The organism is Brucella sp. RRSP16, assembly GCF_052246815.1.
GTDB classification, from domain to species: domain Bacteria; phylum Pseudomonadota; class Alphaproteobacteria; order Rhizobiales; family Rhizobiaceae; genus Brucella; species Brucella intermedia.
Map to the genome: position 1 here is coordinate 143,024 of NZ_JBQQAM010000011.1, position 26,160 is coordinate 169,183.

Sequence of the window (26,160 nt, forward strand, 5' to 3'; positions counted from 1 at the left end):
GTTTATGTGTTGCAGAACGCATTTTCGAACGCACGGAAGCCACCATATTCATGTCAAGCCCCTCGATCTTCCGTTGCCTTTCCTTGGCCCGAGAAAGAATGCATTTACGCGATGTTGCAGGGCACGGAATTTTTCACCGCGCGATTTCAGCATATGCTCCTCAAGCAACGGGATGCCAGAGACATGCACCAGCAGCCAATACATCTGGATCGGAGCAAGAAGCGACAGCCAACTCCATGGCGATCCGGTAATTGCCATCAACGGCCACGCGCACCAGAACAGCCATTCAAAGAAATAGTTGGGATGTCTGGAATAAGCCCAAAGACCGGTTTCGCAAATTTCTGTTTTGGCTTCTGGAGTCATGCGAAACTGCGCAAGCTGCGCATCAGACAGCGCTTCACCAATCAACGCTATGGCGATGATTGCAACCCCGACCATATCCCAGACATATGGAAAACCGGGGCGACCAACCACAGCGAGATAGACAGCCAGAACCAAAATGAAGGCTGCGAGAGCCTGTATCTGCAAAAACCAATATAAGCGAACGGAAGCGTTTTCGCCCCATTCTTTTAGCAGCTTTGCATAACGCGGGTCTTCGCCATGGCGCATGCTACGCTTGGCGATATGAAAGCCAAGACGCAGCGACCACACCAGAATGAGGATCATTATAGCTAAGCGCCGTTGCCATGTCGCATCTGCAAGAATAATGGCTATGACTGAGCCCACCCCCACTGAAAACGACCAGATAGCGTCGATCCAGCCGCTTTTGCCGGTCTTTCGTTCAAGCGCCCAGGCAAATGCCATGATGGCAGACAGGCTGATGGCAACAACTAAGAGCAGACCGGGTTGCATGGCGGACCTTTATTGGGAGTTCGCTTTTCCTCATGCAATACGTTCTGTTTGTCTGCTTGGTTTCTTAAGCGGCTCAAAAAAATAAAAAAGTTTCGTCGCGGATTGAACCAAACTTCTTCTCAAAACGTAAAACGATGAAAATGCAACACACACGCAGCTCAACCCGCGGTAAAGAGAGGGACTATGGATATCACGAACAGTCCGGGCAGCCATAAGCATCTCAGCGTCGCGATTATCGGTAGCGGGATTTCCGGATTGTCTGCTGCATGGCTGCTTTCGCAACGCCACGATGTGACTTTATTTGAAGCATCGGACCGCATCGGCGGCCATTGCAACACCGTAGAATTTGAGAGCAGTCACGGTCCTGTGGCCGTCGATACCGGATTCATTGTCTATAATGAAGTGACTTATCCCAATCTGACCGCCCTGTTTCGCGCGCTTGAAGTGCCAACCGCCGCGTCGAACATGTCGTTTGCCGTTTCAGTCGGAAATGGCGCTTTCGAATATTCCGGCGGTACCGGGCTCGGCCTCTTTGCCCAGCGCTCCAATCTGGTCAGCCCGCGCTTCTGGTCGATGATCCGCGATCTCTTGCGATTTTATCGCAATGCACCAAAAGACCTGAGTATCATGGGCGGTATTTCACTTGATGATTATCTTGAACGCAATGGTTATGGCCGGGCTTTTCGTGATGATCATCTTTATCCGATGGCAGCAGCGATCTGGTCCACCCCTGCCATGGAAGTCGGGCAATATCCGGCTGCAAGCTTCGTCCGCTTCTGTTGCAATCACGGTCTTCTTGCTCTTCGTGACAGGCCAATCTGGCGTACGGTAACTGGCGGCAGTCGGGAATATCTAAGGCGGATCATAAAGCCCTATGCGGACCGGATCAGGCTCTCAACACCGATCAAATCCGTGCGACGTGCCGAACATTCTGTCGAGTTGATCGACGGAAACGGCATTTCCCATGTGTTCGACGATGTTGTGATTGCCACGCATGCCGATCAGGCTTTGCGGATGTTGGCCGATCCGAGCGGGGATGAAAGCCGCATTCTTGGCGCCTTTCAATATTCACGAAATGAAGCGGTGCTGCACAACGATATTTCGCTGATGCCCAATCGTCGTGCGGCGTGGTCCAGCTGGAATTACCTTACCAACGCAGCCACTGGCCCGACGCAACCATCCATTACTTACTGGATGAACCGCCTGCAACCGCTGGGCAACGCGCCTGAGACTTTTGTTACGCTCAATCCTTGTCGTGCACCGCGCGAGGAACTGGTGATCCGTCGCGAGATCTATGAACATCCGATTTTCGACATGGCAACGGATCGTGCGCAGAAAGAAATCTGGTCCTTGCAAGGGCAGCGCCGGACATGGTTTTGCGGCGCGCATTTCGGCTCCGGCTTTCATGAGGACGGTCTTCAGGCCGGTCTCGCCGTGGCAGAAGATCTGGGCGGTATGCGCCGCCCATGGCTGGTCGAGCAGGAAAGTGGGCGCATCGTTCGCCAGAGTTTGACTCTCCGGGAAAGGGCACTGGCATGACCGAGAGCTTCCAGTCGGCACTGTTTCCCGGTCATGTGACCCATGCGCGGTTACGACCGAAGGTTCACAAACTGGCCTATAAAATCTACTCGCTCCTGCTCGACCTTGATGAACTGGAAGCCCTCGATCGCAAATTGAAGCTGTTTTCACTTGACCGTTTCAATCTGTTTTCTTTCTACAGGAAAGACAGAGGCGATGGATCGGCTCTGCCGCTGCGTAAGCAGGTGGAACGTGCCATGGAGGCAGCCGGAATACTGCCTGATGGCGGTGCGATCCGCCTGCTCACTATGCCGCGTATTGCGGGCTGGGCATTTAACCCGCTCAGTGTTTTCTTCTGCTATAATTGTGGCGGTGAGCTTGTGGCAATCCTTTGGGAAGTTGATAATACTTTCCGCCAGCGCCACGGCTATATGATCCCGGTCCATAACTGCGTTAACGGACGCATCGTACAAAGCTGCGACAAGGCTTTTTACGTCTCGCCCTTCATGGACATGAAGCTGCGATATGAGTTTGAAGTCACGCCTCCCGCAGACTGGCTTTCCATCCGCATCAACAGTTTTGACGATGAAGGCCTGCTTTTGACTGCCCGCCATCTGGCGCGCCGGGTTGAATTGAGCGACGCCGCCTTGCTACGCGCCTTTCTTACAATTCCGTTTCTCACCTTGAAAGTGATTGGCGGCATTCACTGGGAGGCGCTGAAAATCTGGTTGAAGGGCATTGGTTTACGCAAACGACCTGCAGCGCCAGATATTTCCATCACATCTGTTCGTAACGAGACCGCCCAGCAGAGGAACAAGGCCGCATGAGCCAGCTCGACGAATATCATCAACTATCGGCATCAAGCCGGATCCAACGGCCTCCTTTCAGCCCTTCGGCTATCGTGTTGAAACGACTGCTGAAGCAGATTCAGCATGGACGGTTGGTACTTTCGCTGCCCGGCGGTGAGGTCATTGCCGTTAATGGTCCATTGCCTGGACCGGAAGCCAGAGTCACGATTGCCAAGTGGAACAGCCTGCGTCGCCTGCTGACGGGCGGGGATATCGGCTTTGCGCAATCCTATATCGAAGGCGAATGGACGTCGCCCCATCTCACATCGGTCATCCGTTTTGCGGCGCGCAATCGCGATACGCTTATATCCACATTGCGCGGATCTGGTTGGACGCGAGCGCTGAACCGTATCTGCCATTTGCTCAATGCAAACACGCGTCGCGGCAGCCGGCGCAACATCGAAGCCCACTACGATCTCGGCAATGATTTCTATGCCCGGTGGCTCGACCCTTCGATGCTGTATTCATCAGCGATCTGGACTGAGACGACCCATAGCCTTGAAAGTGCCCAGGAGCAGAAGTTGCAGTATATTTCTGAAAAACTGGCGCTTGAGGGCGGCGAAAGAATTCTGGAGATCGGTTGTGGCTGGGGCGCCTTAGCTGGCTATCTCGCAAACTGTCGTAATGCCCATGTGACAGGAATAACCCTGTCGCCGTCGCAGCTCACCTGGGCAAAAGCCGCAGTTGAAAACGGGGGCCTCAGCGAAGCCGTTGACCTTCGCTTGCAGGATTACCGCGATGTTCAGGGCCAGTTTGACCGCATTGTATCAATCGAAATGTTTGAGGCCGTTGGCGAAGCCTATTGGCCGGAATATTTCGCAACCCTGAAACGCTGTCTCAAGCCCGGCGGCAGAGCAGTCCTGCAGGTCATTTCAATAGAAGAAGCGCGCTACGAAAATTATCGCCGCAAGGCCGATTTCATCCAGAAATTCATCTTTCCGGGGGGCTTTCTGCCGTCAGATAAAGTGCTTGAGCGCGACCTTGCGAAGGCCGGTCTGGTTTTAAAGGAGACCGAGCATTTCGGCCATTCATACGCGCTTACACTCGCCGAATGGCGTCAGCGCTTTATCGCCAACTGGCCTGAAATCGCGAAGCTTGGCTTTGACGATAAATTCCGACGGCTTTGGGAATACTACCTTTGCTATTGCGAAGGTGGGTTCGAGGAAGGAGCAATCAATGTTGGGCTCTACACGATTGAACATGCTTAGACTCCACACCTACTAACGAAGGAAGCGTCGATGAAATGGATACTGACGGTCGGCATGATGACGGTGTTGTTTCCCTTCTCGGCGCAGCCGGCTGAGATCAACGGTAACTGGGCGCGCGGAGATGGCAACGCGCGGGTGAGAGTTGCGGGATGCGGCAAGGATATCTGCGCGACCAACACCTGGATCAAGCCCGGAACACCAAAAGAGAAAACCGGCGACCGGCTGGTGATGAGCATCAACGAAACTGCGGACGGGCAATATTCTGGTACGGCTTTCGATCCGCAACGCAACCTGACCTACAAGATCAGGGTGAAAGTCGACGGCGACACTATGACGACCAATGGCTGCGTTCTGGCTGGCCTCCTGTGTCGCAATGTGGGCTGGACCCGCATCAAGTAAGAGGAGCGAACTATCGATGAAAGATTATCTCATAGCCTATTTAGTGACAGCGGTTGCATTTCTGGCAATCGACTCCGTTTGGTTGTCCAACATGGCGAACGTGTTTTACCGCCCTGTCATGGGTGACATGCTTGCGCCGGGTTTTCGTCTCGCACCAGCTGTCGTTTTCTATGTGATTTTCGTGTTTGGACTGGTTTTCTTTGCGGTCAAGCCCGGACTTCTGGCCGGTAGTGGTACAGTCACGTTCGTTCGCGGTGCGCTTCTCGGATTCGTCGCTTATGCGACTTATGATCTGACCAATCAGGCCACTTTGAAAAACTGGTCATGGACCCTGACAATCGCAGACGTGGTCTGGGGCACTGTCCTGTCTGCCGCGTCAGCCTATATTGGCTATTGGGTTACGTCGCGGATCGGCGGCTAGGTTGGAGTAAGCATATGCAAAAATGGGGTCTTCTGGCCGTCTTCGTCTTCGTCATCATTGTTGTAGGAATGGCAATCGGTATCGGTCTCCCGCCGGGCGAATGGTATGCAGCGCTTCAAAAGCCTTGGTTTACCCCGCCTAACGCAGCCTTTGGCCCCATCTGGACGATACTTTATATCTTCATTGCCGTTGCAGGCTGGCGCACATGGATAAGCGATCGTGGGTGGAAGCGGCGCGGACCGTGGTTTGGCCAGATGGTATTGAATTTCATCTGGACGCCTATTTTCTTCGGCGCTCACATGACCGTGCTGGGGCTTGTCGTAATCATCGGCGTCTGGTTTTGCGTGCTTTTGTTTATTATTCGCGCATGGCAACCAGATCGCATCTCGGCGCTGCTATTCGTGCCATACCTCATATGGCTATCGCTGGCGACAGCGTTGAATGCGGCAATTGTCGTGTTGAACTAATCAAAACGGCGGCAAATATGCCGCCTTTTCTTTAGATGCCGATCAATGGCTGCACGAGCCGCATAAGCCAGCTCTGGAATTTGAGCGGTGCGTCAGTCACCGCAAGACAGATGCAATCGCCATCCGGTGAGGCAATCGGCTGATGCACAAGATCAGCATCCGCTTCCTCAATGTCACCGCGTGTAAAAAGCCAGGTTCCATCATGGAAACTGCCGCTCAACACCAATGTCAGTTCGCGACCGCCATGCCCATGTTCTGGCACCGGCTTCCCCCCTGGAATTCGCAAAAGGCGAACCTGCGTTTCGCGGTCGCCAGTCTCGATTGGCAGCTGATAGGCGCCCCGGCCAAGCGATTTCCATTTCAGGTCCGGCAAATCGCCACCGACATAGAATCGCAGCGGTTCGGGTATCACGGCAGGCTGATCTATTTCGAAGCGCGGTGCCGAATGTTCCATTAATTGTGGTGTCTTCTGCAACCTGTCTTTGAAACTATCCCAATTGGATGCTTCGAGTTTCTGCGGCTCAATCGCGTCAAGAAGCTGACCGCCAATCTGTTCAAACTGCTTGAGCCTTGAACGGCAGGCCGGGCAGAGCGCAAGATGAGTGGCGATCGCGATGCTCCAACCCTCGGCCAACGTGCCCGCAGCATAGCCTGAAAGGAGTTCGTCGCTCAGATGATGCTTGATATTCATCAGTGCGCTCCCGAATTATCGAGCGCTGCGCGCAATTTGTTGAATGCAAGCCGCAAGCGAGATTTAACCGTCCCAAGCGGGAGGTTCAGCTTCTTTGCGATGGCGCTATGCGTGCTTTCCTCGAAATAAGCGAGTTCAAGCAAGGCGGATTGCTCCTTCGGCAAGTCGGCCATTGCAGCGCGCAACTGGCTGGCGGTTTGCCGCTCGGCGATCATCAAGTCAGCGGGCTGTTGCTCGTCGGGCACAAAGGCCGGATCGGTTGGGTCGAACTCCGGGCGCCGGGCGCGTCGCACTGCATCGATGCGCTGGTTTCGTGCAATGGTGAAAATCCAGGTGGACAAGGCTCCTTTGGCAACATCAAACTGATCAGCCTTGTTCCAGACGGCAATCATGGTTTCTTGCATTAGTTCTTCCGCTGTATGCGTATCAACAGACAGTTTAGCCATATAAGCCTTCACCCGGGGTGCAAAATGCTTGAAAATCACCTCGAACGCGTCCACGTCGCGTAGCGAACTGACCGCCAGCATCAATTCCTCCATCGAGGGCTGATCTTCGGGTGCGGTCTGTCCATTCATTCGTATTAAACCCCATCCGCTCAGATGTAGCGAAGCCAGATCCTGTAAATTATGCTGAGCTCCCATGTGCCACTGTTGTGAGAGGAACGAAACTATTGTGTTCATCAGCGTTATACGCAAACAGATTTAATCTGGATCACCCCAGATTTCAAATGTAGGGCGGCATCGCAAGCAGCACTCTCGAACTCTGATTATTTAGCAATAAATCATGCATCAGCTAAGCGAATTCATAACAGCTGAACAAGCTCTTATTTTACTCGCGATCTTATTGCTCACCAGATGCTTTCTCGTAATTGATCTCAAACGTACGAAAGCTGTAAATCGCCGCCTCAATGCACCGCTTTTCATCCTCTTTGTCGAGCGGTATGGATTCCAGCAAAGAAACGGTCTTCTTCCATTCAGCTAAATTTCCGACCTGTTTTGCTAGATGACGCGCACCATAAGCATTTTCATTGCCACGTACTGAAGAAAACATCGAACCGGACAGCCTGATTTGTCCTTGCGGTTGTGGCGTAATGCATAAGATCGGTGAAGACCGAAGCGAGCGGCTGGACATCGTACCGGCGCGGTTGCGTGTCATCGTTACAGCGCGGCCAAAATATGCCTGCCGGGCCTGCACCGACGGGCTAACCCAGGCGCCAGCTCCGGCACATCTGATCACCGTTTGCCTGCCCCCGGAAGCAACACTGGTCTATGTTCTGGTCAGCAAGTATCCGGACTATTTGCTATTATATCGCCAGAGCCAGGAACGAGCAGGACTTGATCTGCACCGGGCCGTTCGGCCGATTGGGTCGGCAAGGCCGCGTTCCACCTGAGGCCTATGGTTGACCGGCTGGCCGATCAGCTAAAGCGGTCTGGTGGTTGCGGCGCAGCCAATCACCCTGTAGGGAGTTTGATGTTTCGCATTTTTATCCGTGTAGCCATGGAGATGACACTGCACGGGCTTCCGCTGTTTGCGGCTGTTACGTGCGCCGTTTTTGGGTTGGTTTCGATCTTCATGCCGATCACGAGCAAGGTTTCCGTGCAACGGTCGAGCCGTTAACATAGCATAGAGCGGCTTGATGCTCTGTTTATGGGGCATGCAGTCTGCATTTGCTAAAGGCGGATGACATAGACGAAACAATTCGCCGGCCTGACCACGCCGCTCCGGTAGAAACGCGTAGACGAAGCAAATTGGCAGCTGCCTGACGGCATCGCAGAATCGTTGGCACGCGCGATCAGGACTGCAGCAGTTCGGTGTAGATAAGTTCGATACGCGTAGTCTCCTCTTCAGTCAGGGCTGCAAACTCCCTTTCGCGGGCACGCTTCGACAGCTTACCGCCGTTCTGGCTTAAGAAGCGGAACAGGAGATCGAACAGCCTGTCCGGCATGTCGATCATGCGCGAGACCTCATTCTTAAAACTATCGTAGGTTTTCAGGAAGGCGGTCTCTGCGGGCAGGTCGACATCGATGGTGCGCGCCACGCATTCGAACAGAAATTCCGCGTGGGGTGTCGCGTCGAAATAACGATAGAAATCGGCCGTTTCGTTTAGCACCTCGACATTGCCCCGATCGGTCGGGCGCCAGCGAATGTGGGGCAACAGGCGACGGGAATAGGTCTCCAACACATGGCGGTACTCGTCAATGCGGTCGAGAATGACCGCCGAGACAGGAAACACCAGCCCAGGTGGATTGAAACCGCGTTCGGCCAAAACATGATGGATGAGATAGCGATGCAGGCGCCCATTTCCGTCCTCGAATGGATGGATATAGACAAAGCCGAAGGCGAGCGTGGCTGCCGCAAGAACCGGATCAAGCCGCCGCCCCGCGCCGCGGTCGAAGGCAGTCAATCCATCGATCAAAGCCGACAGATCGTCATGCCGGGCGCTGACATGATCCGGAATGGGCGCACCGCTCAAGCGATCATGCTCTCCGACAAAACCGCCATCAGCACGCAAACCGAGATGCACGAAACGCGCATCGCCAATGACAATGCGCTGCAATCGCTCCAGTTCGGCACGGTCGATTGGATGGCGACCGGCCTCTCCAATGATCTGTCCCCAGCGCTGAATTCGCTTCTGCGGGGGGTGCTCGCCCTCAATCTGAAAGCTTGACCGTGAATCCTTGAGGAGCAGGAAAGCCGCGGTACGGGCAAGCAAATCCGCCGGCACCTCAGCTATCAGGCGCCGCGCTTCCTCGCCGAGATCTCGTGCGATGAAAGCATCCAGTCTGGGTGTGCGGAAGATCATCGGGCAGAAGGCCGGCGTGCCCGGCAGATTATTCTTCACCCGATGGCGGGGGGATGTCGTTCCATCGATCGCCCATTGCAGATCGGGATCGACGACAGAGGCGTAAGTGCCCTGAACCGCATCGTCGAGCGCGAGCCTGGCGTCGAGCAGCCATTCATAAAGAAACCAGAGACGCCGCGCATAAGCACCTGTTGGTGCTGCACGCACGATCTCGATAAGCGGCTCTGGCCCAGTCGCCCGAAACAGGGCCTTGAGGACGGCCAAATCCAGACCTTCGTAACGTAATGCGAAGGTCAGATGACCTGTGAGACTAGCATCTGGTTGATGGCGTGGCGTATAGAGCTTCCAGCCGCCAGCTTGATAGACTTTGTGGCGCGCACCGATGGCGGAGAGGTTGATCGGCACCGGAACAGCTAATTCGAAAGCGTCGATCAGGGTGGCGTATCCGACTGGGATTGCTCGTTCCGGCAGTCGACGGTCGTGAAAAACGCTTACTGGGCCTGAAAATGGCTTCTTTTGCCCTTGAAGCATGAATTTTGATACCTGTCCATGAAGTTATCCGGCGGGCACAATGTCATGAAAACCAATCCTGTTCAATGAAATTCGGTCCTAATCCGAGCAGATTTGTGAAAATGAATAACCCCTGGTGCTGAAGGAGATCAACGGCCGCCGATCCAGCCTTTCCCGAACGAGCGCCAAGGTGTCGATCATCATCAGGCTGATGCATAAAAGAGAGCCGGAACTGGCCCAACGGAGAAGGGCCAGTTCCGGCTCACCGATTCTGATGTTCCGCAAAACTGGGGCTGGATAGTCGGGAAAGATATCCATCTGGGGACCGACGCGGTTCGCCACATCACCGAACTTCGGAAACAGGCCAAGCATTGCTTCATGTGCCGGGGTGATGTTGTAAAGATTGCACATGCGATCCCCCTGGTCGCCAAGAAAATAGCGCGCCTACTGTTGGCGTCTAGGTTGCCTTCTCTCTCGCTGTAATGCGAAGCTGCGGAGGCCGTATCGCATCTCATGTTGTCAGGCTGATCAATTCAGGGTTTTGCAATGCGAATTGTTGATATCAGAGAAAGGTCGATTGATCTCAGCCGTTTTGCGGATTGTAGCATTCATCAGTCGCGGCTAACGACGAGTATTGTCGGTGTCGTGACTGATGTTTTGCGTAACGGGATCCCTATTGTCGGATATGGCTTCGGTTCTGTGGGTCGCTTCGCCCAGTCAGGATTGATCAGAGAACGGTTTGCTCCTCGCCTGCTTGCAGCCGATACTGATCAATTATCCAATTCTTCAAACGATAATATCGATCCGTTTCGCGCTTGGAAGCTAATGATGTCTGACGAAAAGGCCGGCGGCCATGGCGAACGATGCGTTGCGGTCGGAGCCTTAGACATGGCAATCTGGGATGCCGCGGCAAAAATCGAAGACGTCCCACTATTCAGCTTTCTCGCCCAAAGCTTGGGCGGTAATTCCGAGCCAAGGTCTCAAATTAACTGTTACGCTGCGGGCGGATATCCCTATCCCATCGACGACCTTTCTGCGTTGCGCGCCGAAATTCGACTGATTGTTGACCGGGGCTTCACGCATGCGAAAATCAAGATCGGTAAAGGTGAAATATCGGAAGATTTACGGCGGATCGATATAGCTGCAAAAGAATTGCCATATGGCTATTCCTGTTTGGCTGCGGACGCGATGAACGCCTACAGCCATGAAAGTGCAATACAGGCTGCTACCGCGCTCTCGGCAAAGGAACTGTGGTGGTTCGAAGATATCTGTGATCCGTTGGATTTCGATACTCAATCTGACGTTGCCGAAATTTACGCGCCGCCGCTTGCTGCCGGCGAAGCATTATTTTCTCTATCTGAGGCTAGGCTGTTGGCGCGCCACGGTGGTTTAAGACCCGATCACGACATTTTGGTATTTGATCCAGTTCACTGTTACGGGCTGCCTGTCTACCTCAAAATCGTTGACCTTTACGTCAAACACGGATGGTCGAAAAAGGCATTCTGGCCACATGGTGGCCATCAATTTTGTCAGCACGTAGTGGCAGCGCTAGGCCTTGGAGGCGCGGAGGTGAACCTCAGCAGTTTTCAGCCGCTTTGTGGGCTTGCGGACGACACTGTTGTGGCAGATGGACGCATCAGTATGTCTGACCGCCCTGGCATCGGTTTTGAACACCGCAACGTACTGCGCCAACTGTTTCATAGCCTTCTGGAAACGCGGTAGATACCCATTCGCGGTGACGTGGCGCTGGCGACCGAAAGCGCCATCCTTATCTATGCTGTCGAGCCAGCGCGGGCGCAGCACGCAGTTCCTGCAAACTTTGCGGCCGCAACAGATGACTTTCACGTTCTCTCACAATTTGCCGTAATAGCGGACCCACCTGCAAATGACGATGACACATTGTCGCTCGTTATCGAATGGATTTGCTTCTACGGCGAAAATCCTTCTTCTTACCCGAGAGCCTGCTTAGTATCGTAGAAACGGGCGCCATAGGAAACGTCATAGCGTCCATATGCAAATAAAATTCTTGGCTGGCAGTCTGAACGAAGTTGGCTTCGTGTAACTTGGGCTAAATTTCGGAACGTTCTTTATTTGGAATCTGAAGCGAGCTTAGGGAGCGGATGAAAACTTGGACTACTAAGCAGGTAGCTCGTTTATTCACATAAAGACATACGCAAGCGGCTGAGCCCTTTATCAATATCGGCAACGTTTCAAACCGGCGATTTATCAGCTTGATTGGCCGGGCAAGAATGCGTTGAAGAGTCGATGCCGAGAAATAACATTTGTACGGAGATCAGATTAAATGTCTTCAGCGCCCGAACGACTTATATGGCGTTTGAGCAGAGCGGCAGCAAATTCAAAATCATTGCTCTCGATGGCTTCCAGGATGCCCAAGTGATCTCTACAAGCCCCGCGGATGCGTTCTTCGCCCAAACGGTCAAAGTCAGAGTATTCGGTCATGCGGCGAAGATGGTTCTGCCACCGGACTGATTGGGTGAAAAACCGATTATTCGCCCACGAAACAATGGTTTCGTGAAAGTTTGCATTGGCGTTGAACCAGAGATCCCGTGTGAGCCTCTGGATCGGCAGGGCCGATATTTCATTCTGCTCGCGTTGCAGAGCTGTGAGCTGGCTGAGTTCAGGCGCGTAGCCGGGCTGCAAAAGCGCCCCGCATTCGATCACAAGACGGAAGGCGTAGCTCTCATTGACCGCGCGTTCATTATCGAGCGACTCCGCAAAGCGCCAGCCATGGCCCGGAAGACGCTCTGCGAGACCTTCGGTGGCAAAACGCATCAGAACCCGGCGCACCGCGCCGCGCGTTGCACCGAGCTGATCGGCAAGTTCAGCTTCAGATACTTCGTCACCAACAGCGCCAGAGGCGCGCGCACTCATCAGGCGCCGGTAAAGCTCTTCCGCCTCCGATGGCGGCAGCAGATTGTCGTTGAGTTCGTCCGGCTCTGGTATGCGTTGCAGCTGATATCCGCGATTGGGTGTCTGGTTGACAATACCCCGCTGCACAAGGAGATTGAGCACCTGGCGCACAGGCGACCGCGATACACGGAGTTCTTTTGCAATGGCAACATCCGACAGCCGGTCGCCGATATTCCAGCGTGCAGCTGATATGAGCGAGACCATTTTATGTGCGACTTCAGCCTGAAGATTGCTCAGACCAGATTCGCCTTCCGTTGATCTCTTAACGTCCATATTCACGCGCAGCACCCCTTGCATGTGGGTTTTCCCATGAACCTATGCTCCAAGAATACGGATATTTCGCAACAGGCCATTTGTTTCTCCTATAGCCTATCCCATTGGAATGACAGACCGGCTACCTGCGGAAGGGCTTAAATCGAATTGTTCGATATTTTAGCAAAAAACTGTTGACTCTGCAATGTTTGAATTTGATTTGTATTAAACAGATACAAAATACAAAATATGGATCGAGTATGTCAGTTGCCCCATTTCCATTCATTACAGTTTCGGGCGTACCGGAAGAGCGCGGGCGCCAATATGGGGTGCTGGCAGCAGAACGCATCCGGCGCAGCGCTGGTCTTTATTCCGGCACGCTCGACGCGTTTGGTCTTTCGCCTGAACGCAGGCAAAGCCTCATCGAAGAATTTGCCGGTCGGATCGAGGAATTCGACGCGTCCTATGTCGAGGAAATGCGCGGTATCGCCAAGGGCGCGGATGTGCCGTTTGAGCAGATCGTCATGATCAATGCACGAACGGAAGTCGTTGCGATGGCGCGTGCGGAAATGGGTTCGCCTGATCCCGAAGAGCAGGATGATGGCTGTACCGGTGCTCTCATCATGCCTGCAAAAAGTGCTACTGGTAATCTGGTTCATGGTCAGAACTGGGACTGGCGTTCTGAATGTGTGGAAACCGGTATTGTGCTGCGTGTTCGCAACACTAACGGTCCCGATTTTGTGACGTTTGTCGAGGCTGGTGGACTGGCGCGCAGCGGCTTCAATGAAGCAGGAATTTCGATCACCGCCAACTATCTTGAATGCGAACGCGACTATAAGAAGCTGGGCGTTCCTCTCGGCCTCGTGCGCCGAAAGGTGCTTGAACAGGAGCATTTTGCAAAGGCAATCAAAGCTGTGGCTTCGACACCAAAATCCTGCTCCAACAATATCATGATTGCGACGAGTGCCGGTTTCGGCATCGATTTTGAATGCGCGCCGGATGAATCCTTCCCGATCCTGCCGGAGAATGATCTGATCGTTCATGCCAATCATTGGGTCAACCCGATCGCGTTGACGAAGTTGCGCGACACCGGCATCCCGTTTGTACCTGAAAGCTTCTACCGCGATTGGCGCGTTCGCCAGTCACTTGAATCGCATGTTGGAAAAATTGGCCGTAAGGAGCTGAAGGAAGCTCTGTTTGACGACTTCCTGACACCTTATGCTGTCTGCCGCCCGCCACGTCCTGGCAATCACGACAATATCACGGCCACAGTTGCTATGGTGGTGATGGAAGCAGCGCTTGGCATGATGGAAATCGCGCCGCTGCCTGCCTTGAACCGCCAGTTTGCGACTTACTGTCTGCAGGATTATACGCCGCTACCCTCCGATGCCGCGCCCCGCGCGAAGTCCCTTTTTATCGAAGGCTAAAGAAATGCTGCGCTTTGCGCTTTCCAGAATAGGCATGGCCATTCCAACATTGCTGATCGTGGCAGTGGCTGTGTTTGTGATTGTCCGGTTGATACCGGGCGATCCTGCAGCCCTGATGCTGGGTGATTCTGCAGACGCTGCGACGCTGGCCGCGCTGCGCGAGCAGTTGGGCCTCAATCACAGCATCTTCACCCAGTTTCTGATCTGGGGAGGCAATGTTCTGCATGGTGATCTCGGTGTCTCCATTGCCAACCAGCAGCCGGTTCTTTCGCTGGTTCTGGAGCGCTTTTCGGTCAGTGCGCGTATCGTCTTGTCAGCGGTGGTGCTTTCTACGCTCGTTGCTGTTCCGCTTGGAATGATCGCAGCCTGGAAGCAGAACAGCCTGACTGATCTGACGCTTGTGACCTGTGCCACCTTGCTGCTTTCGATTCCGGCATTCTGGATGGGCTTGCTGTTGTTGCTGGCCTTTGGCCTCAAGCTCGGTTGGTTACCGGTTGTCGGCTATGTCAGCTTTGGTGAGAACCCATGGAAAGCGCTACTCTATCTGGTTTTGCCGATCATCACACTGTTTCTGCATGAAGTTGGCGTCATTCTGCGTATGGCGCGCGCCTCGACCCTTGAAGTGCTGAACCTTGATTACATCACCCATGCCCGCGCCAAGGGGCTGTCGGAAGCAACCGTGATGTGGCGTCATGCTTTCCGTAATGCGTTTGGCCCAACCTGGACACTGTTGGGGCTGATCCTTGGCAATCTGCTTGGCGGTATTGCAGTTGTGGAAACGGTTTTCACGATTCCCGGACTTGGCAGGCTTCTCGTTGATGCAATCTTAGCTCGCGATTATCCCGTCATTCAGGGCTGCTTGCTGTTCACAGCCTGCGTTTATGTGCTGGTCAATCTGATCGTGGACCTCCTCTATCCGCTCTTCGACCCGAAGGTGACGGCGAAATGAAAAATCCCTCTCTCAACGCGATTATTGGCGGAATTCTCACCGCAACGCTTCTTGCGATGGCGGTGGTAGGTTCCTTCTGGACGCCTTACAACCCGCTGGCGCTGGACTTTACCGCGCGCCTTGCGCCGCCAAGCGCTGTGCATTGGCTAGGAACGGATGAATTTGGGCGCGACCAGCTGAGCCGTCTTATGAGAGGCTCATCGGCCAGTGTTTCAATCAGCGTGTTCACAGTCTTTCTCGCCACCCTCGGCGGAGTGCTTATCGGGGCGATCAGCGGCTTCTTGCGTGGCTGGTTCGACCGGCTGTTGATGACGGTCAATGATGCCTTGCTGGCATTCCCCGGCATATTGATGGCGCTTGGTTTGCTGGCCGTCTTTGGCGCCAACAAGAATGGCATCATCTTGGCACTTGCTCTGGCCTATATGTCTTCGGTGATCCGCGTGGTCCGTGGCACGGTTTTGAGCTTGCGTGAACGGGAGTTCGTTGAGGCTTCCCGCGTCATGGGAAATTCGGAAATCTATACGATGGTGCGCCATATTCTGCCCAACTGTCTGACACCTGTTCTGGTCATGGCAACGTCCATGTGCGGCTGGGCAATTCTCGCTGAAAGCTCGCTCAGCTTTCTGGGGCTGGGTGTGCCGCCGCCAGCCCCGACTTGGGGCAATATGCTGGCGGGAAGCCGCAATTTCATTGAGCAGGCTGTTTGGCTTGGTATTTTCCCCGGCCTCGCAATTTCGCTGTCGCTGCTTGGTATTAATCTTCTGGGAGACGCGTTGCGCGATCGCCTCGACCCACGCATGAGGAAGCGCTCATGACATCCGCACTCCTGCTTGAGATCGACAATGTCAGCCTGCGTGTTGGTGATAGTGCGCTGGAGATCGTCAAGCGCGCTTCCTTCTCCATAAAGGCCGGCGAAATTCTTGGCATCGTTGGTGAATCCGGCTCCGGCAAAACCATGCTCGCACGGGCCATCATGGGGCTGGTTCCGGCGTCCATTAAAACAAGTCATGGTGCGATCCGCTTCAAGGGGCAGAACGTGTCAACGATGTCGCCGACCGCTTTGCGCGGGCTGCGTGGCGATGGCATTGCCATGATCTTTCAGGAGCCGATGACATCGCTCACCCCGTCACTGACCATCGGGCGGCAGCTTGAAGAAGGGCTTGAACTGAACTTTCCAGCCGAGAAGGCGCAACATGCCGAATGGATCAAAGCCATGTTGTTGCGTGTTGGTATTGCCGATCCTGATCGGGCAATTGAGGCGTTCCCACATGAGTTCTCAGGCGGAATGCGCCAGCGCATCATGATCGCCTGCGCGATGCTCATGAAGCCAGATCTGCTGATCGCGGACGAGCCGACCACTGCGCTTGATGCAGTTATCCAGCGCGAGGTTATGGAGTTGCTGGTCGATCTCACGCGGGAACGCGGCACGACCGTTTTGCTGATCAGTCACGATCTTCCAATGATTGCGCGCTATTCCAATCGTGTGGTTGTGATGCGCCATGGTGAAGTGGTTGAAAGGGGCGATACCGCTGATGTTCTGGCAAAGCCTCGGCATGATTACACCCGCAAACTACTCTCGACATTGCCGGTTCGTGGACCTTCGCGCGTGGTTCCAAAGGCTGATCCGTTGATCAGCGTGCGCGATCTTGTTGTCGATTTTGAAGGCCGGGGTGGCTGGTTCAAGAGAACTGGCGGCAAGCGAGCTCTGCATGGGGTTACGATTGACGTCCTGCCAAACGAGGTTGTCGCCTTGGTTGGCGGCTCCGGTTCGGGCAAGACCACAGCAGCACGCGTGATGGCAGGACTAATCAAGCCGAGCGAAGGGAAGTTGCTGTTCAAGGGACAACCTGTCGAGAGGCGTTCATCCCATTATCAGGATTATCGTTATCACACCCAGATGGTGTTTCAGGACCCTTATTCATCACTCGACCCGCGTATGAAAGTGAGCGAGTTGGTCGGTGAGGCGCTGCGCTTCTCGAAAGAGCTTTCGTCAAGCCAGAAAGTGGATCGTGTTAGCGAAACACTGGAGGACGTTGGCCTCGGTGGAGATTATGCCGATCGTTATGCGCATGAAATGTCGGGTGGTCAGCGTCAGCGTGTGGCGATTGCGCGTGCGCTCGTGCGCCGTCCCGCTTTTGTCATTGCCGATGAAGCAGTCTCGGCGCTTGACGTAACGGTGCGTGCGCAGGTTCTCGATCTCTTTGCGAAGTTGCAGCAGAGCTATGGCTTCGGTTGCCTGTTCATTACCCATGATCTGGGCGTGGTTGAACAAATTGCCGATCGTGTGGTCGTGATGAATGACGGTCGCATTATCGAGCAGGGAACGCGCGACGAGATTTTCGACGCGCCGCAAAACGACTATACCCGCCGTCTTTTGTCAGCCATTCCGATGCTCGAACTGATGGGCGAGGGCGGCGTCAGACTCAAATGGCGCGGCGATAGTGCAAATACGAAGTCCGGAGAGGAGGGCGGTCATGTCCATCACTGAGGAAAAGCCTGTCACCAAGCGGCAGGGCCATGGCAAAAAACTCAGCTTCTACGATTTCGGAGCGACTGCGTTTTTTGCAAGCCAGTTCGATCAGCGTTTCAGTTACTGCCTTTATGTCCCAGAGGACTATGATGAAGACGGCACCGAGACGCACGAACTGATCGTCATCATTCACGGGACAGGAAGGACGGCGGCACAATACCGTGATCACTTCGCAAATTTTGCGCGAGAGAACCGCTGCATTGTACTGGCACCGCTGTTTCCAGCCGGCATCGTCGTGAAGGGCGATCTTGCCAATTACAAGCGCATTGAGTTCCAAGGCATTCGCTTTGACCATATTCTGCTATCGATGATCGACGAGGTGGCCGCCAAATATCGCCTTAAAAGCAATCGCGCCCTCATGTACGGCTTTTCGGGCGGCGGGCAGTTCTGCCAGCGCTTTTTCATGCTGCATCCTCATAGGCTGAAGGCGGTCTCTATCGGAGCGCCGGGCATCGTAACTCTGCTCAATTCCAATTATGACTGGTGGGTTGGTGTTCGCGATGTTGAAGCACGTTTTGGCTGCCGCCTCGATCTTGAGGCGATGAAGACCGTGACGGTTCAAACAGTGATCGGTGAGGAAGACACCGCAACCTGGGAAATCGGCATCCCGCGTAACAGCGCGCTTTGGATGGACGGAGCTGATCTGCAAGGCGAGTGTCGCATTGACCGTATTGAAGCACTGGCAAAGTCGTTTGAAGCGAGTGGCATCGCGGTTCGCCGGGACAGGGTGCCGGGCGTAGCTCACGAGCCTTTCAAAGTGTTGGAGCCTGTCGAAGCGTTTTTCGCGGATATGCTCAGATCACAAAGCTGACCCATGCTGCAAAATGAAAAACAAAAGGGGAAACAAAATGTTCAATTCAATCTCACTAGGCTCTGCACTTAGCATTGCGCTATTTGGGCTCAGCATCACATCCCACCAGGTACATGCTGCAGACGAGGAAACCTTGCGTGTCGCCATTCACTCTGATGTTGCGAGCATCAATCCGGGCGTTAATCGCGATGCAAATGCCGATATGGTTGTTGCCCACATTGCCGAAGGTCTGGTCGCTTATGGCGACGATCTCGCAATCAAGCCGATGCTGGCTGACAGCTGGACCGCGAATGCCGATCATACGGTCTATGAATTCAAGTTACGCAAAGGCGTCAAGTTTCAGAATGGCAAAGACCTGACCGCCAAGGAGGTCGTCTGGAATTTCGAGCGATATCTCAAGCCGGATACAGCGTTTCAATGCGTCAATCGCTACAATGGTAAGGTCGATTCCGAGTTGAAGTCGGTCGAGGCCATCGATGATAGCACTGTGCGCTTCAGCTTTGCAGCACCTGCGCCAAACTTCGTTATCACCATGGCTACCATCCAGTGTACCCCCTGGATATTGAGCCCGGAATCCGTTGATGCAGAGGGCAAGTTTGTAAAGCCGATTGGCACCGGTCCCTATGCTTTTTCCAAATGGGAGCGTGGTCGTTATCTGGACCTGACTCGGTTCGAGGATTATTCGGCTCTGTCCGGCGATGTCGACGGTCTGGGAGGGAACAAGAAAGGTCATGTAAAGACCATCCAGTTCATGACTGTTCCGGATTCAAGCACACGCACAAATGGTCTGCTTTCCGGTGAGATCGACTTCATCGATGAAGTGGAGCCGACTGGCGTCAAGGATCTGGAAGCGAAAGGTATGAAGATCAATGTGCAGCAGACGCCTGCATGGATGGTGCTTCAAATTCAGTCAACTTCCGATAAGCTAAAAGATCCGCAGATGCGTCGGGCGATTGCTCACGCCATCGATCTTAACCAACTGGCAGCGGCGATCGGTGAGGGCATGTACGCGCCAAACCCGTCGGTCATTGCACCAAACACCATCTATTCGGATAATCAGGCGTCTGCCTGGCCGGCATATGATCCAGCCAAAGCGCAGGATCTGCTGACCAAGGCAGGCTATAAGGGCGAACCGATCAGCCTTCTGGTCGCCAACCGCCAGAACCGCGTGCAGGTTGCCACGATCGTTCAGGCATTCCTTGCAGCCTCCGGGATAAATGCGCAGCTCGAAGTGCGTGACTGGGCGACCCAGCTCGATCAATATCGTCGTGGCGCATACGAACTTGCCGTTTTCGCTTATTCGGCTCGCCTTGATCCGCTGTTGTCTTTCCAGTCGATGATCGGTGACAAAAAGGCCGATGCCGCGCGCCAGTGGGATGATGCTAGGGCGGAAGACCTTCTCAAGCAGGTTTCAGCGAAGAGTGATGTCGAAGAACGCAAGAAGCTCTTCAACGAACTCAACACACTGATGGGCGAGCAGGTTCCGATCCTTGGTCTGGTAAACTTGCCATCGATCACGGCTGCTGGCCCAAAAGTGAACAATTTCAAGGGCTGGGCTGGTGATACGCTTCGTTTCTGGACAGTCAGCAAGACACAGTAAAACGCTCCGCTTTGCGAGCTTAGCATTGGGATAACCCCATGACGTCTACATCCTTTGACTACACCCGCACCGACGCTTTCGGTCTGGGAGAGGCCATTCGCGCAAAAATTCTGTCTCCGCGTGAGGCTGTTCATGAGGCATTTGCAGCGATTGATCGGTGCAATCCCAAGCTGAATGCTGTGATCCATGAGATGCGCGATCAGGCGGAAGAACAGCTTAAATCGCTGCCAGCGGGTCCGCTCAGCGGTGTCCCGGTTTTGTTAAAGGATGATTGCCCTTCCTATGCCGGTGCAGCAATGTCCTTTGGATGTCGTGCGGCCGAGGGAAATATCTCGCAACGCGATCACGAGCTCGTCAAACGGTACAAATCTGCTGGTCTGGTGGTGGTAGGCAAGACCAATTTGCCTGAGTTTTCCTGCAATATCGCAACGGAATCCTCGCTGCATGGTCCTGCACTTAATCCCTGGAATGTGACACGCAGCATTGGCGGTTCTTCCGGCGGCGCTGCAGCGGCAGTTGCCGCGCGTATGGTGCCTGTAGCCTATGGCAATGACGGAGCAGGCTCGATCCGTATCCCCGCATCTTGTGGGGGGCTTTTCGGGTTGCGTCCGTCGCGTGGGCGTGTCCCATGTGGTCCGGTCTCGACAGAAAACTGGGGTGGAATGGTCAGCCATCATGTGCTGACGCGTTCGGTTCGCGATTCCGCAATGATGCTTGATTTGACAGATGCGCTTGAACCAGGTTCGCTTTACGCAGCCCCAGCCAAAACGGACCTGTTCGTCAACAGTGTCAAAATGGCGCCGCGGAAGCTTCGTATTGGTGTCTGGCAGAAGTCCGACCTTCGTCGTGATGTGGACGAGCAGACGGTCGCAGCACTGGAGGCGACGATCGCGCTGTGCGAACAGCTGGGACATAGCATGGTTCGGGTGAAGCCTGATTTTGACGGCGTTCAGCTTGCAGATGTCGTACAAAAACTGATCGCCGTTTACACCGCAATTGAAGTGACGGATGTTGCCGCGACGATGGCAAAGCCTGCCAATGACCTCTATTTTGAGCCTTCAAATCTGGGGTTGGCCGCTTATGGCGATGGCTTGACTGCGACAGAGGTTATTCAAGCGCGTTTGATCGCGAACGGTACGGCGCGCAGCTTTGGTCGTCTGTTTGAAGAATGCGATGTGGTGCTAAGTCCGGTGATGCCGGTTGGATCATTTCCGCTTGGCATGCTCGATGTGCGCTCATCCGATTGGAAGGGTTTTGCCCGGCAGTTTCTGGAGCTGACAACCTTCACCCATCCGGTCAACGCTGCTGGCTTGCCAGCCATGAGTGTTCCACTTCACGAAACGTCTGATGGCTTGCCAATCGGCAGCCAGTTCATTGCCCCTTATGGGGCTGAAAATCTTCTATTTGAACTTGCAGGTCAGTTGGAAGCCATGTGCCCCTGGTCGGATAGAATGCCCGCCGTTCACGCCTAAAATCAAGAGACAAGCGATGCTTTATACAAAGCCCTATTTCCAGCCGTCCGATATGACCGAGGTTTTCGATCTCGTAGATAGAATGGTGCTTGGTACTTTGATCACCAGTCATGAGGATGGTGTTGCAATATCGCACCCGGTCTTCATAATGGATCGGACACGCGGCGAAAACGGCACGCTGGTCTCGCATGTTGCTGCATCCAACGATCATGTTGAGTTTCTGAAACGTGGCCTGCCATCAATTGCAATCCTGATGGATGCTGGTCATTATGTGTCATCGTCTTGGTATCCGGGTTGTCCGGAAAGGGACAGCGCGCCGACCTGGAGCTTCATGGTTGCTCATATCCATGGCACGCCCAAAATCTTATCGGAAGGAGCGACTGCAAAGCATCTCCACGAACTCGTCAAACATATGGAGAAGGGTCGTGACAACCCCTGGCAGATGAAGGAACTCGGCCCCGGTGGTCTGGAGCGGCGTCTGCGCAATATTGTCGGCTACGAAATGCCTATTGAGAAGATGGAAGTCAAGTTCAAGCTGGGACAGGATGAGCGGGCAGCAGATATGAGTGCAGCGATCAAAAAGTTGCATGAAGAGGGGCGGGAACACCTCGCCGAAATGATGGCCCGTCACTGCAAGCTTTGACCAACGAAATGAAGGGGTCGAGGTCTGACGGAGCGAAGCGCATTGACCATGCCAAACATGGAATCCAGTATCGACTGGCAATCAACACATCGCCTATTGGCAGAGGCAAGCGGCGCTCCATTCACGGCAAAGGACGTTGTCGTTGGACAAAGTATTTCATAACCTACGTCATCATGTAGATCGAGGTTAAATTGAGAAGAGATCTTTCTCCAAATTCGTATTGTCCCATTGAAGGCTGGTGTCCGGTTTCAGTGGCTATAGGGGGTATCATTTACTTTACTGAATAATCCCCTTTGCCGTTTGATAAACAAGTTAAGCTGGCAAGTAGATTTCACGCACGCGCGCATCGCCGGACAACTTGTCAGCCGGGCCGGAGACGTGGATCTCGCCATGTTCGAACGCATAAACATAATCGGCTATTTCGAGGGACAGATCGACATTCTGTGCGACCAGAACAATGGAGACACCCGCCTCGGCGAGCTTGATCATGATCTCGAAAATCTGGTGAATGATAATCGGCGCCAGACCCAGCGAAGGTTCCTCGAGCAGCAGGAGTTCGGAATTGCCCATCAGTGAATGGGCAATGGCCTGACGCGTTACATCAGCGACGGCAGGATGCCGATCGATAACAATATTTTCGAATGTGACATCAGAGTTTTGCGACCAGAAGAAAATCATGGCTGTTCAGCGACACTGCTGACGGAGCCAGGGCCAGCGCAGTGATCTATAGTTTGATGCTGACATGCCGCGCCTGTGGACACTCTGATCTGGCTGCGGCACGTGCTCACGGAGTGCCGCAGCGAGACGACGACGCCGACATCGGCGACCTGCTACCGATCAACTTCTCGAAAACCTCCGCCGCCTAACGGAGCCGGATATCGCTTCCGATGCAAGGCGGCTCTAGCGGTGCCACAGCCGTCAATCCGCATCGAAAATCGCGCTTACGTTCAAAATCCTCAGGTCGTCAACAGGGTATCACGCACTTCATCGGAACAAGGGGGCTATCACTGCCTTCAAATCGATGGATACAGTGGAGCACAAGGGTATGTGACCTAATCTGGCTCGTGGATGATCCAAAACTTCTGCAGATCCGTAGGATTGCTCCACGCGGCGATAGCGCCGGGGCGAATAAGGAAAATGTCCCCTGCCGCAAAAGACACGCTCCCCTCGTCTGGGTTGGATAAGGTAACGTCGCCCTTGCGCAGCATCATCAGTTCAGAGAAGGAATAGTTGATGGGATGGCGGGCGTAAGGCGTAGTCGCCCAAATGCCCCAGGAAAGTGGATCGTCACTCTGGAATTCGTGACGATGAGTCGTCGGAGCGGGCGTGGTAAGCAGCGCTGCATTGGGCGCGCCACCGGGAACCATGGGATGGTCAAGGTCGAGTTTGGTGAACGACACTGGCGCGGTCCCCTGATGAATCGTGAGGATTACGCAATCGGCCGCCTGTGCCTTCCATGCAAAACTGGACGCGGGTAGGCTCGCGGCCTCACCCTTGGCCAGCACGATTTCGAAACCGTTACTGTCCACGAGCGATAAAGAGCCCTCACGAACCATTACAATAGAGGGGAACAGGCTTTTCGTCCCCTTTCCTTCTCCTGAAAGAACAGCGCGTCCGACGCCGAAGGGTTCAGTAGACTGTCCATTCAAAGTGAGGGCTTGGAAAGCTGCTTCCAAATCCGCGGCGCAAGAGGGCGCAATTCCCAGATTGATTACGTTTTTCAACAAGTCCAGTACTTTCTGCAGAGGGTTTATTTCGATGCGAATCCAAGACTGTCCTTGACCCAATACCAGCGGATGCCAACATCCATGACGGGTTTGCGGATCGAGTGCCAGGAAAGGCGCGGTATCTGCGTGGTGGGATAAACCATGGGGCGGCCTTCGGCGATGTATTCGGCATACATCTTGCCAAAAGCGGTCGCCATCGCTACGCCTCGGCCGTTATAGCCAAGCATTGCGTGCAAACCTGGAGCGGGATTGTGAAGATGAGGCAGGCCATCCATCGTTAGCGCCACATGACCGGACCAGTGATAGTCGATGCCAATGCCATCCAGTTGCGGAAACAGCCTAACCATTCCGGCCTTCAGCGCTTCCATGAGTGCCTTCTTTTCGTTCATTCCCACGGCGCCGCGTCCGCCAATGAGAAAACGCCCGTCTACTGATTGACGCATATAAAAAGCAATCTTGCGCGTTTCGGAAAGTACCACACCCCCCGGCATGATTTCCCCGCGTTGCTTTTCTGAAAGGGGCTCTGTCGCGATCAGCATGCTTTGCACAGGAAGAATGCTTTGGGCGAGATTCGGCACGAGTTTGTCGGTGTAGGCGTTGGTTGCGACGAGGGCCTCTCTCGCGCGAATTGCTCCACGCGCCGTCCGTGCCACCCAATCGCCGTTTTCGTGCGTGAGAGACGTGACGGACGAATCTTCAAAAATCTGAACGCCGCGTGCCGAAGCGGCCCGCGCCAGCCCTCGGGCATAATCCAGCGGTTGCAAGGCGCCGGCGCGTGGATCACGCCATCCACCGAAATAGCGCTCCGTGCCGGAAAGTCTGGCAATCTGTTCGCGGTCCAATATCTCGACTTCGACGCCTTGCGCCTGCCATTGTCGGGCACGCTTGTGAACGGCAGCGGTTGCAAGCTGAGAATGGGCGGCCTGAATCCATCCGGCGCGAACGGGCGAGCATAGGATAGCGTGTTCGCGCACAAGGCTAAAGACAAGATCGGCTGCGCCCCCTACAAGGTCGATCATGCGCTTGCCATGTTCGAGCCCATAGGTCGCAATAAGATCTTCCGGATCGTGCTTCAAGCCGGGGATCACCTGTCCGCCATTACGTCCAGATGCACCGAAGCCGACATGACGCGCTTCAAGGACCACGACCGTCTTGCCACGCTCGGCAAGGAACAATGCGCTTGAAAGACCCGTAAAGCCGCCGCCGATAATAACGACGTCCGCATCGTGTACGCCGTTCAGTTTGGGATGGTTCGGCTTTGCTTCGCCAGCCGCGTTCCACCAGAGCGAGCGCGAGAAGCTCTCAGGACTGCTTGCCATTTTCATCTTTCTCCAGCTTTTTTTGGCCTGCCAGGTGATTTCACTCGGGTTTGTTCACCCAGAGAACGAAAGCTTCCGCTTCACTATTATTGAAGAATCTGTGGCGGGTCGTTGAAGGCAAGGCAAATCCGTCACCTGCTGAAAGCAGATATTGAGCATCTTCAATCTGCAACGTGAAACTGCCCGAAATGACATACCCTAGCTCCTCGCCGGAATGGGTATAGCACTCCTCACCGGAACTCCCTCCCGGAACGATCCGCACCGCGAAGGACTTCATGGTTTCAATGAGTTCTGGCGAAGCGCGGTGCTTGATGACACCGCCACCGTTCAACACTTCGGGCTGTTCGCTTGCCCGCAATACGTAGGGATTGGCGCGAGCTGCAGCTGCGAACCCCTGCGGGTCAATGAGCTGCGCCGGACTCATGGAGAGCACATCGGCAATAGTATAAAGGGTGCGAACCGTTGGCGACACCAGACCGCGTTCGATCTGGGACAGCGCCCCTGTCGATAGGCCTGACACTTCCGACAGATAGCCAAGAGTGAGGCCCAGTGCCTGCCTGCGCGTACGGATACGTGCTCCGATATCCCCCGCATCGTTCGGTGTGGGTTCGCTGATAGGGGCGATCCGCGATATCTCTGCCTTGTTCACTTTTGGCATCTTTTAATGGCTCTCGCTACGAACTCGAATGAATCGGGGTTGATTAGTTTTTAGTATTCTGCTTCATAATCGTCATACATTCAATAAACTAAAAACAAAATCCATCCAGAACATGGAGGGGACA

The 26,160-nt window shown here is 54.3% G+C and carries 26 protein-coding genes and 2 pseudogenes; 17 read left to right on the plus strand and 11 right to left on the minus strand.

The annotated features are described in order from the left end of the window. Positions 1-48: 48 nt before the first annotated feature. Entirely contained in the window at positions 49-852 is an 804-nt protein-coding gene (locus ACS5UA_RS17810) for a DUF1295 domain-containing protein (RefSeq protein ID WP_025090375.1), read from the minus strand. 183 nt (positions 853-1,035) lie between these two features. Here ACS5UA_RS17810 and ACS5UA_RS17815 point away from each other — a divergent pair, with 183 nt between their 5' ends. Genes ACS5UA_RS17815 through ACS5UA_RS17840 form a run of 6 tightly spaced genes read left to right on the plus strand, consistent with a single transcriptional unit; the run spans position 1,036 to position 5,713 of the window. Further along, positions 1,036-2,391: an NAD(P)/FAD-dependent oxidoreductase gene (locus ACS5UA_RS17815; protein ID WP_112702529.1), complete on the plus strand. Its 1,356-nt coding sequence runs from the start codon at positions 1,036-1,038 to the stop codon at positions 2,389-2,391. Beyond that, positions 2,388-3,197, plus strand: a complete 810-nt coding sequence (locus ACS5UA_RS17820; RefSeq protein ID WP_112702530.1) for a DUF1365 domain-containing protein — start codon at positions 2,388-2,390, stop codon at positions 3,195-3,197. The genes ACS5UA_RS17815 and ACS5UA_RS17820 overlap by 4 nt, the downstream gene beginning before the upstream one ends. After that, positions 3,194-4,426, plus strand: coding sequence for an SAM-dependent methyltransferase (locus tag ACS5UA_RS17825; RefSeq protein ID WP_025090372.1), 1,233 nt, complete (start codon positions 3,194-3,196; stop codon positions 4,424-4,426). Before ACS5UA_RS17820 ends, ACS5UA_RS17825 begins: the two co-directional genes overlap by 4 nt. 30 nt (positions 4,427-4,456) lie before the next feature. Beyond that, positions 4,457-4,825 carry a DUF2147 domain-containing protein gene (locus ACS5UA_RS17830; protein ID WP_025090371.1) on the plus strand — a complete coding sequence of 123 codons (369 nt, stop codon included), beginning with the start codon at positions 4,457-4,459 and terminating at the stop codon, positions 4,823-4,825. A gap of 16 nt (positions 4,826-4,841) precedes the next feature. After that, positions 4,842-5,246: a DUF2177 family protein gene (locus tag ACS5UA_RS17835; RefSeq protein WP_025090370.1), complete on the plus strand. Its 405-nt coding sequence runs from the start codon at positions 4,842-4,844 to the stop codon at positions 5,244-5,246. Positions 5,247-5,260: 14 nt separating this feature from the next. After that, positions 5,261-5,713 carry a TspO/MBR family protein gene (locus ACS5UA_RS17840; protein WP_025090369.1) on the plus strand — a complete coding sequence of 151 codons (453 nt, stop codon included), beginning with the start codon at positions 5,261-5,263 and terminating at the stop codon, positions 5,711-5,713. A gap of 31 nt (positions 5,714-5,744) precedes the next feature. Here the strand turns inward: ACS5UA_RS17840 and ACS5UA_RS17845 are convergent, their stop codons facing one another. The 3 genes from ACS5UA_RS17845 to ACS5UA_RS17855 form a co-directional block, all read right to left on the minus strand. Beyond that, positions 5,745-6,404 carry a ChrR family anti-sigma-E factor gene (locus ACS5UA_RS17845; protein WP_025090368.1) on the minus strand — a complete coding sequence of 220 codons (660 nt, stop codon included), beginning with the start codon at positions 6,402-6,404 and terminating at the stop codon, positions 5,745-5,747. After that, positions 6,404-6,979: a sigma-70 family RNA polymerase sigma factor gene (locus ACS5UA_RS17850; RefSeq protein ID WP_025090367.1), complete on the minus strand. Its 576-nt coding sequence runs from the start codon at positions 6,977-6,979 to the stop codon at positions 6,404-6,406. The genes ACS5UA_RS17845 and ACS5UA_RS17850 overlap by 1 nt, the downstream gene beginning before the upstream one ends. Positions 6,980-7,244: 265 nt before the next feature. Continuing rightward, positions 7,245-7,454 (minus strand): biliverdin-producing heme oxygenase, encoded by a 210-nt coding sequence (locus tag ACS5UA_RS17855; RefSeq protein ID WP_162718906.1) that lies wholly within the window; start codon positions 7,452-7,454, stop codon positions 7,245-7,247. Between ACS5UA_RS17855 and ACS5UA_RS17860 the strand changes: the two are divergent. Next, positions 7,432-7,835, plus strand: a pseudogene (locus tag ACS5UA_RS17860) (IS66 family transposase zinc-finger binding domain-containing protein); the annotation flags it as partial. The gene ACS5UA_RS17855 and the pseudogene ACS5UA_RS17860 overlap by 23 nt on opposite strands. A 361-nt stretch (positions 7,836-8,196) precedes the next feature. On the opposite strand, the gene ACS5UA_RS17865 reads toward ACS5UA_RS17860, so the two are convergent. Next, positions 8,197-9,738 carry a Fic family protein gene (locus ACS5UA_RS17865; protein WP_112702531.1) on the minus strand — a complete coding sequence of 514 codons (1,542 nt, stop codon included), beginning with the start codon at positions 9,736-9,738 and terminating at the stop codon, positions 8,197-8,199. A gap of 78 nt (positions 9,739-9,816) precedes the next feature. Then, on the minus strand, positions 9,817-10,128 hold the full coding sequence (locus tag ACS5UA_RS17870) for a hypothetical protein (protein WP_241084548.1): 312 nt from the start codon (positions 10,126-10,128) through the stop codon (positions 9,817-9,819). Positions 10,129-10,263: 135 nt separating this feature from the next. Here ACS5UA_RS17870 and ACS5UA_RS17875 point away from each other — a divergent pair, with 135 nt between their 5' ends. Further along, on the plus strand, positions 10,264-11,439 hold the full coding sequence (locus ACS5UA_RS17875) for an enolase C-terminal domain-like protein (protein WP_025090599.1): 1,176 nt from the start codon (positions 10,264-10,266) through the stop codon (positions 11,437-11,439). Positions 11,440-12,015: 576 nt separating this feature from the next. Here the strand turns inward: ACS5UA_RS17875 and ACS5UA_RS17880 are convergent. Then, positions 12,016-12,945, minus strand: coding sequence for a GntR family transcriptional regulator (locus tag ACS5UA_RS17880; protein ID WP_235694385.1), 930 nt, complete (start codon positions 12,943-12,945; stop codon positions 12,016-12,018). Positions 12,946-13,160: 215 nt separating this feature from the next. On the opposite strand from ACS5UA_RS17880, the gene ACS5UA_RS17885 reads away from it, so the two are divergent. The 8 genes from ACS5UA_RS17885 (at position 13,161) to ACS5UA_RS17920 (ending at position 22,332) form a co-directional block, all read left to right on the plus strand. Then, the gene (locus ACS5UA_RS17885) at positions 13,161-14,327 is read left to right on the plus strand and encodes a C45 family autoproteolytic acyltransferase/hydolase (RefSeq protein WP_025090601.1); all 1,167 of its coding nucleotides are present in this window, start codon (positions 13,161-13,163) and stop codon (positions 14,325-14,327) included. A 4-nt stretch (positions 14,328-14,331) separates the two neighbouring features. Then, positions 14,332-15,276 (plus strand): ABC transporter permease, encoded by a 945-nt coding sequence (locus tag ACS5UA_RS17890; protein ID WP_241084547.1) that lies wholly within the window; start codon positions 14,332-14,334, stop codon positions 15,274-15,276. Then, on the plus strand, positions 15,273-16,091 hold the full coding sequence (locus ACS5UA_RS17895; RefSeq protein ID WP_025090603.1) for an ABC transporter permease: 819 nt from the start codon (positions 15,273-15,275) through the stop codon (positions 16,089-16,091). The genes ACS5UA_RS17890 and ACS5UA_RS17895 overlap by 4 nt, the downstream gene beginning before the upstream one ends. Continuing rightward, a complete protein-coding gene (locus ACS5UA_RS17900; RefSeq protein ID WP_025090604.1) occupies positions 16,088-17,764 on the plus strand; it encodes a dipeptide ABC transporter ATP-binding protein in 1,677 nt (558 codons plus the stop codon). The genes ACS5UA_RS17895 and ACS5UA_RS17900 overlap by 4 nt, the downstream gene beginning before the upstream one ends. Continuing rightward, the gene (locus ACS5UA_RS17905) at positions 17,751-18,617 is read left to right on the plus strand and encodes a hydrolase (protein ID WP_025090605.1); all 867 of its coding nucleotides are present in this window, start codon (positions 17,751-17,753) and stop codon (positions 18,615-18,617) included. Before ACS5UA_RS17900 ends, ACS5UA_RS17905 begins: the two co-directional genes overlap by 14 nt. Before the next feature lie 133 nt (positions 18,618-18,750). Then, positions 18,751-20,217: an ABC transporter substrate-binding protein gene (locus ACS5UA_RS17910; RefSeq protein WP_235694386.1), complete on the plus strand. Its 1,467-nt coding sequence runs from the start codon at positions 18,751-18,753 to the stop codon at positions 20,215-20,217. Positions 20,218-20,255: 38 nt separating this feature from the next. Continuing rightward, positions 20,256-21,689 carry an amidase gene (locus ACS5UA_RS17915; protein ID WP_176056577.1) on the plus strand — a complete coding sequence of 478 codons (1,434 nt, stop codon included), beginning with the start codon at positions 20,256-20,258 and terminating at the stop codon, positions 21,687-21,689. 16 nt (positions 21,690-21,705) lie between these two features. Next, the gene (locus tag ACS5UA_RS17920) at positions 21,706-22,332 is read left to right on the plus strand and encodes an FMN-binding negative transcriptional regulator (protein ID WP_025090608.1); all 627 of its coding nucleotides are present in this window, start codon (positions 21,706-21,708) and stop codon (positions 22,330-22,332) included. A 312-nt stretch (positions 22,333-22,644) separates the two neighbouring features. Here ACS5UA_RS17920 and ACS5UA_RS17925 read toward each other — a convergent pair whose 3' ends face one another. After that, the gene (locus tag ACS5UA_RS17925) at positions 22,645-22,965 is read right to left on the minus strand and encodes a branched-chain amino acid ABC transporter ATP-binding protein (RefSeq protein ID WP_235691721.1); all 321 of its coding nucleotides are present in this window, start codon (positions 22,963-22,965) and stop codon (positions 22,645-22,647) included. On the opposite strand from ACS5UA_RS17925, the pseudogene ACS5UA_RS17930 reads away from it, so the two are divergent. Next, positions 22,921-23,198 (plus strand): annotated as a pseudogene (locus tag ACS5UA_RS17930) (IS66 family transposase); the annotation flags it as partial. The gene ACS5UA_RS17925 and the pseudogene ACS5UA_RS17930 sit on opposite strands and share 45 nt — an antisense overlap. A 186-nt stretch (positions 23,199-23,384) precedes the next feature. On the opposite strand, the gene ACS5UA_RS17935 reads toward ACS5UA_RS17930, so the two are convergent. The 3 genes from ACS5UA_RS17935 to ACS5UA_RS17945 are packed head-to-tail and all read right to left on the minus strand — an operon-like array spanning position 23,385 to position 26,036. Continuing rightward, positions 23,385-24,059: a cupin domain-containing protein gene (locus ACS5UA_RS17935; protein ID WP_006473189.1), complete on the minus strand. Its 675-nt coding sequence runs from the start codon at positions 24,057-24,059 to the stop codon at positions 23,385-23,387. Positions 24,060-24,082: 23 nt separating this feature from the next. After that, positions 24,083-25,378 (minus strand): NAD(P)/FAD-dependent oxidoreductase, encoded by a 1,296-nt coding sequence (locus tag ACS5UA_RS17940; RefSeq protein ID WP_006473188.1) that lies wholly within the window; start codon positions 25,376-25,378, stop codon positions 24,083-24,085. A 40-nt stretch (positions 25,379-25,418) separates the two neighbouring features. After that, positions 25,419-26,036: a cupin domain-containing protein gene (locus tag ACS5UA_RS17945; protein ID WP_006470013.1), complete on the minus strand. Its 618-nt coding sequence runs from the start codon at positions 26,034-26,036 to the stop codon at positions 25,419-25,421. Between the last annotated feature and the right edge of the window lie 124 nt (positions 26,037-26,160).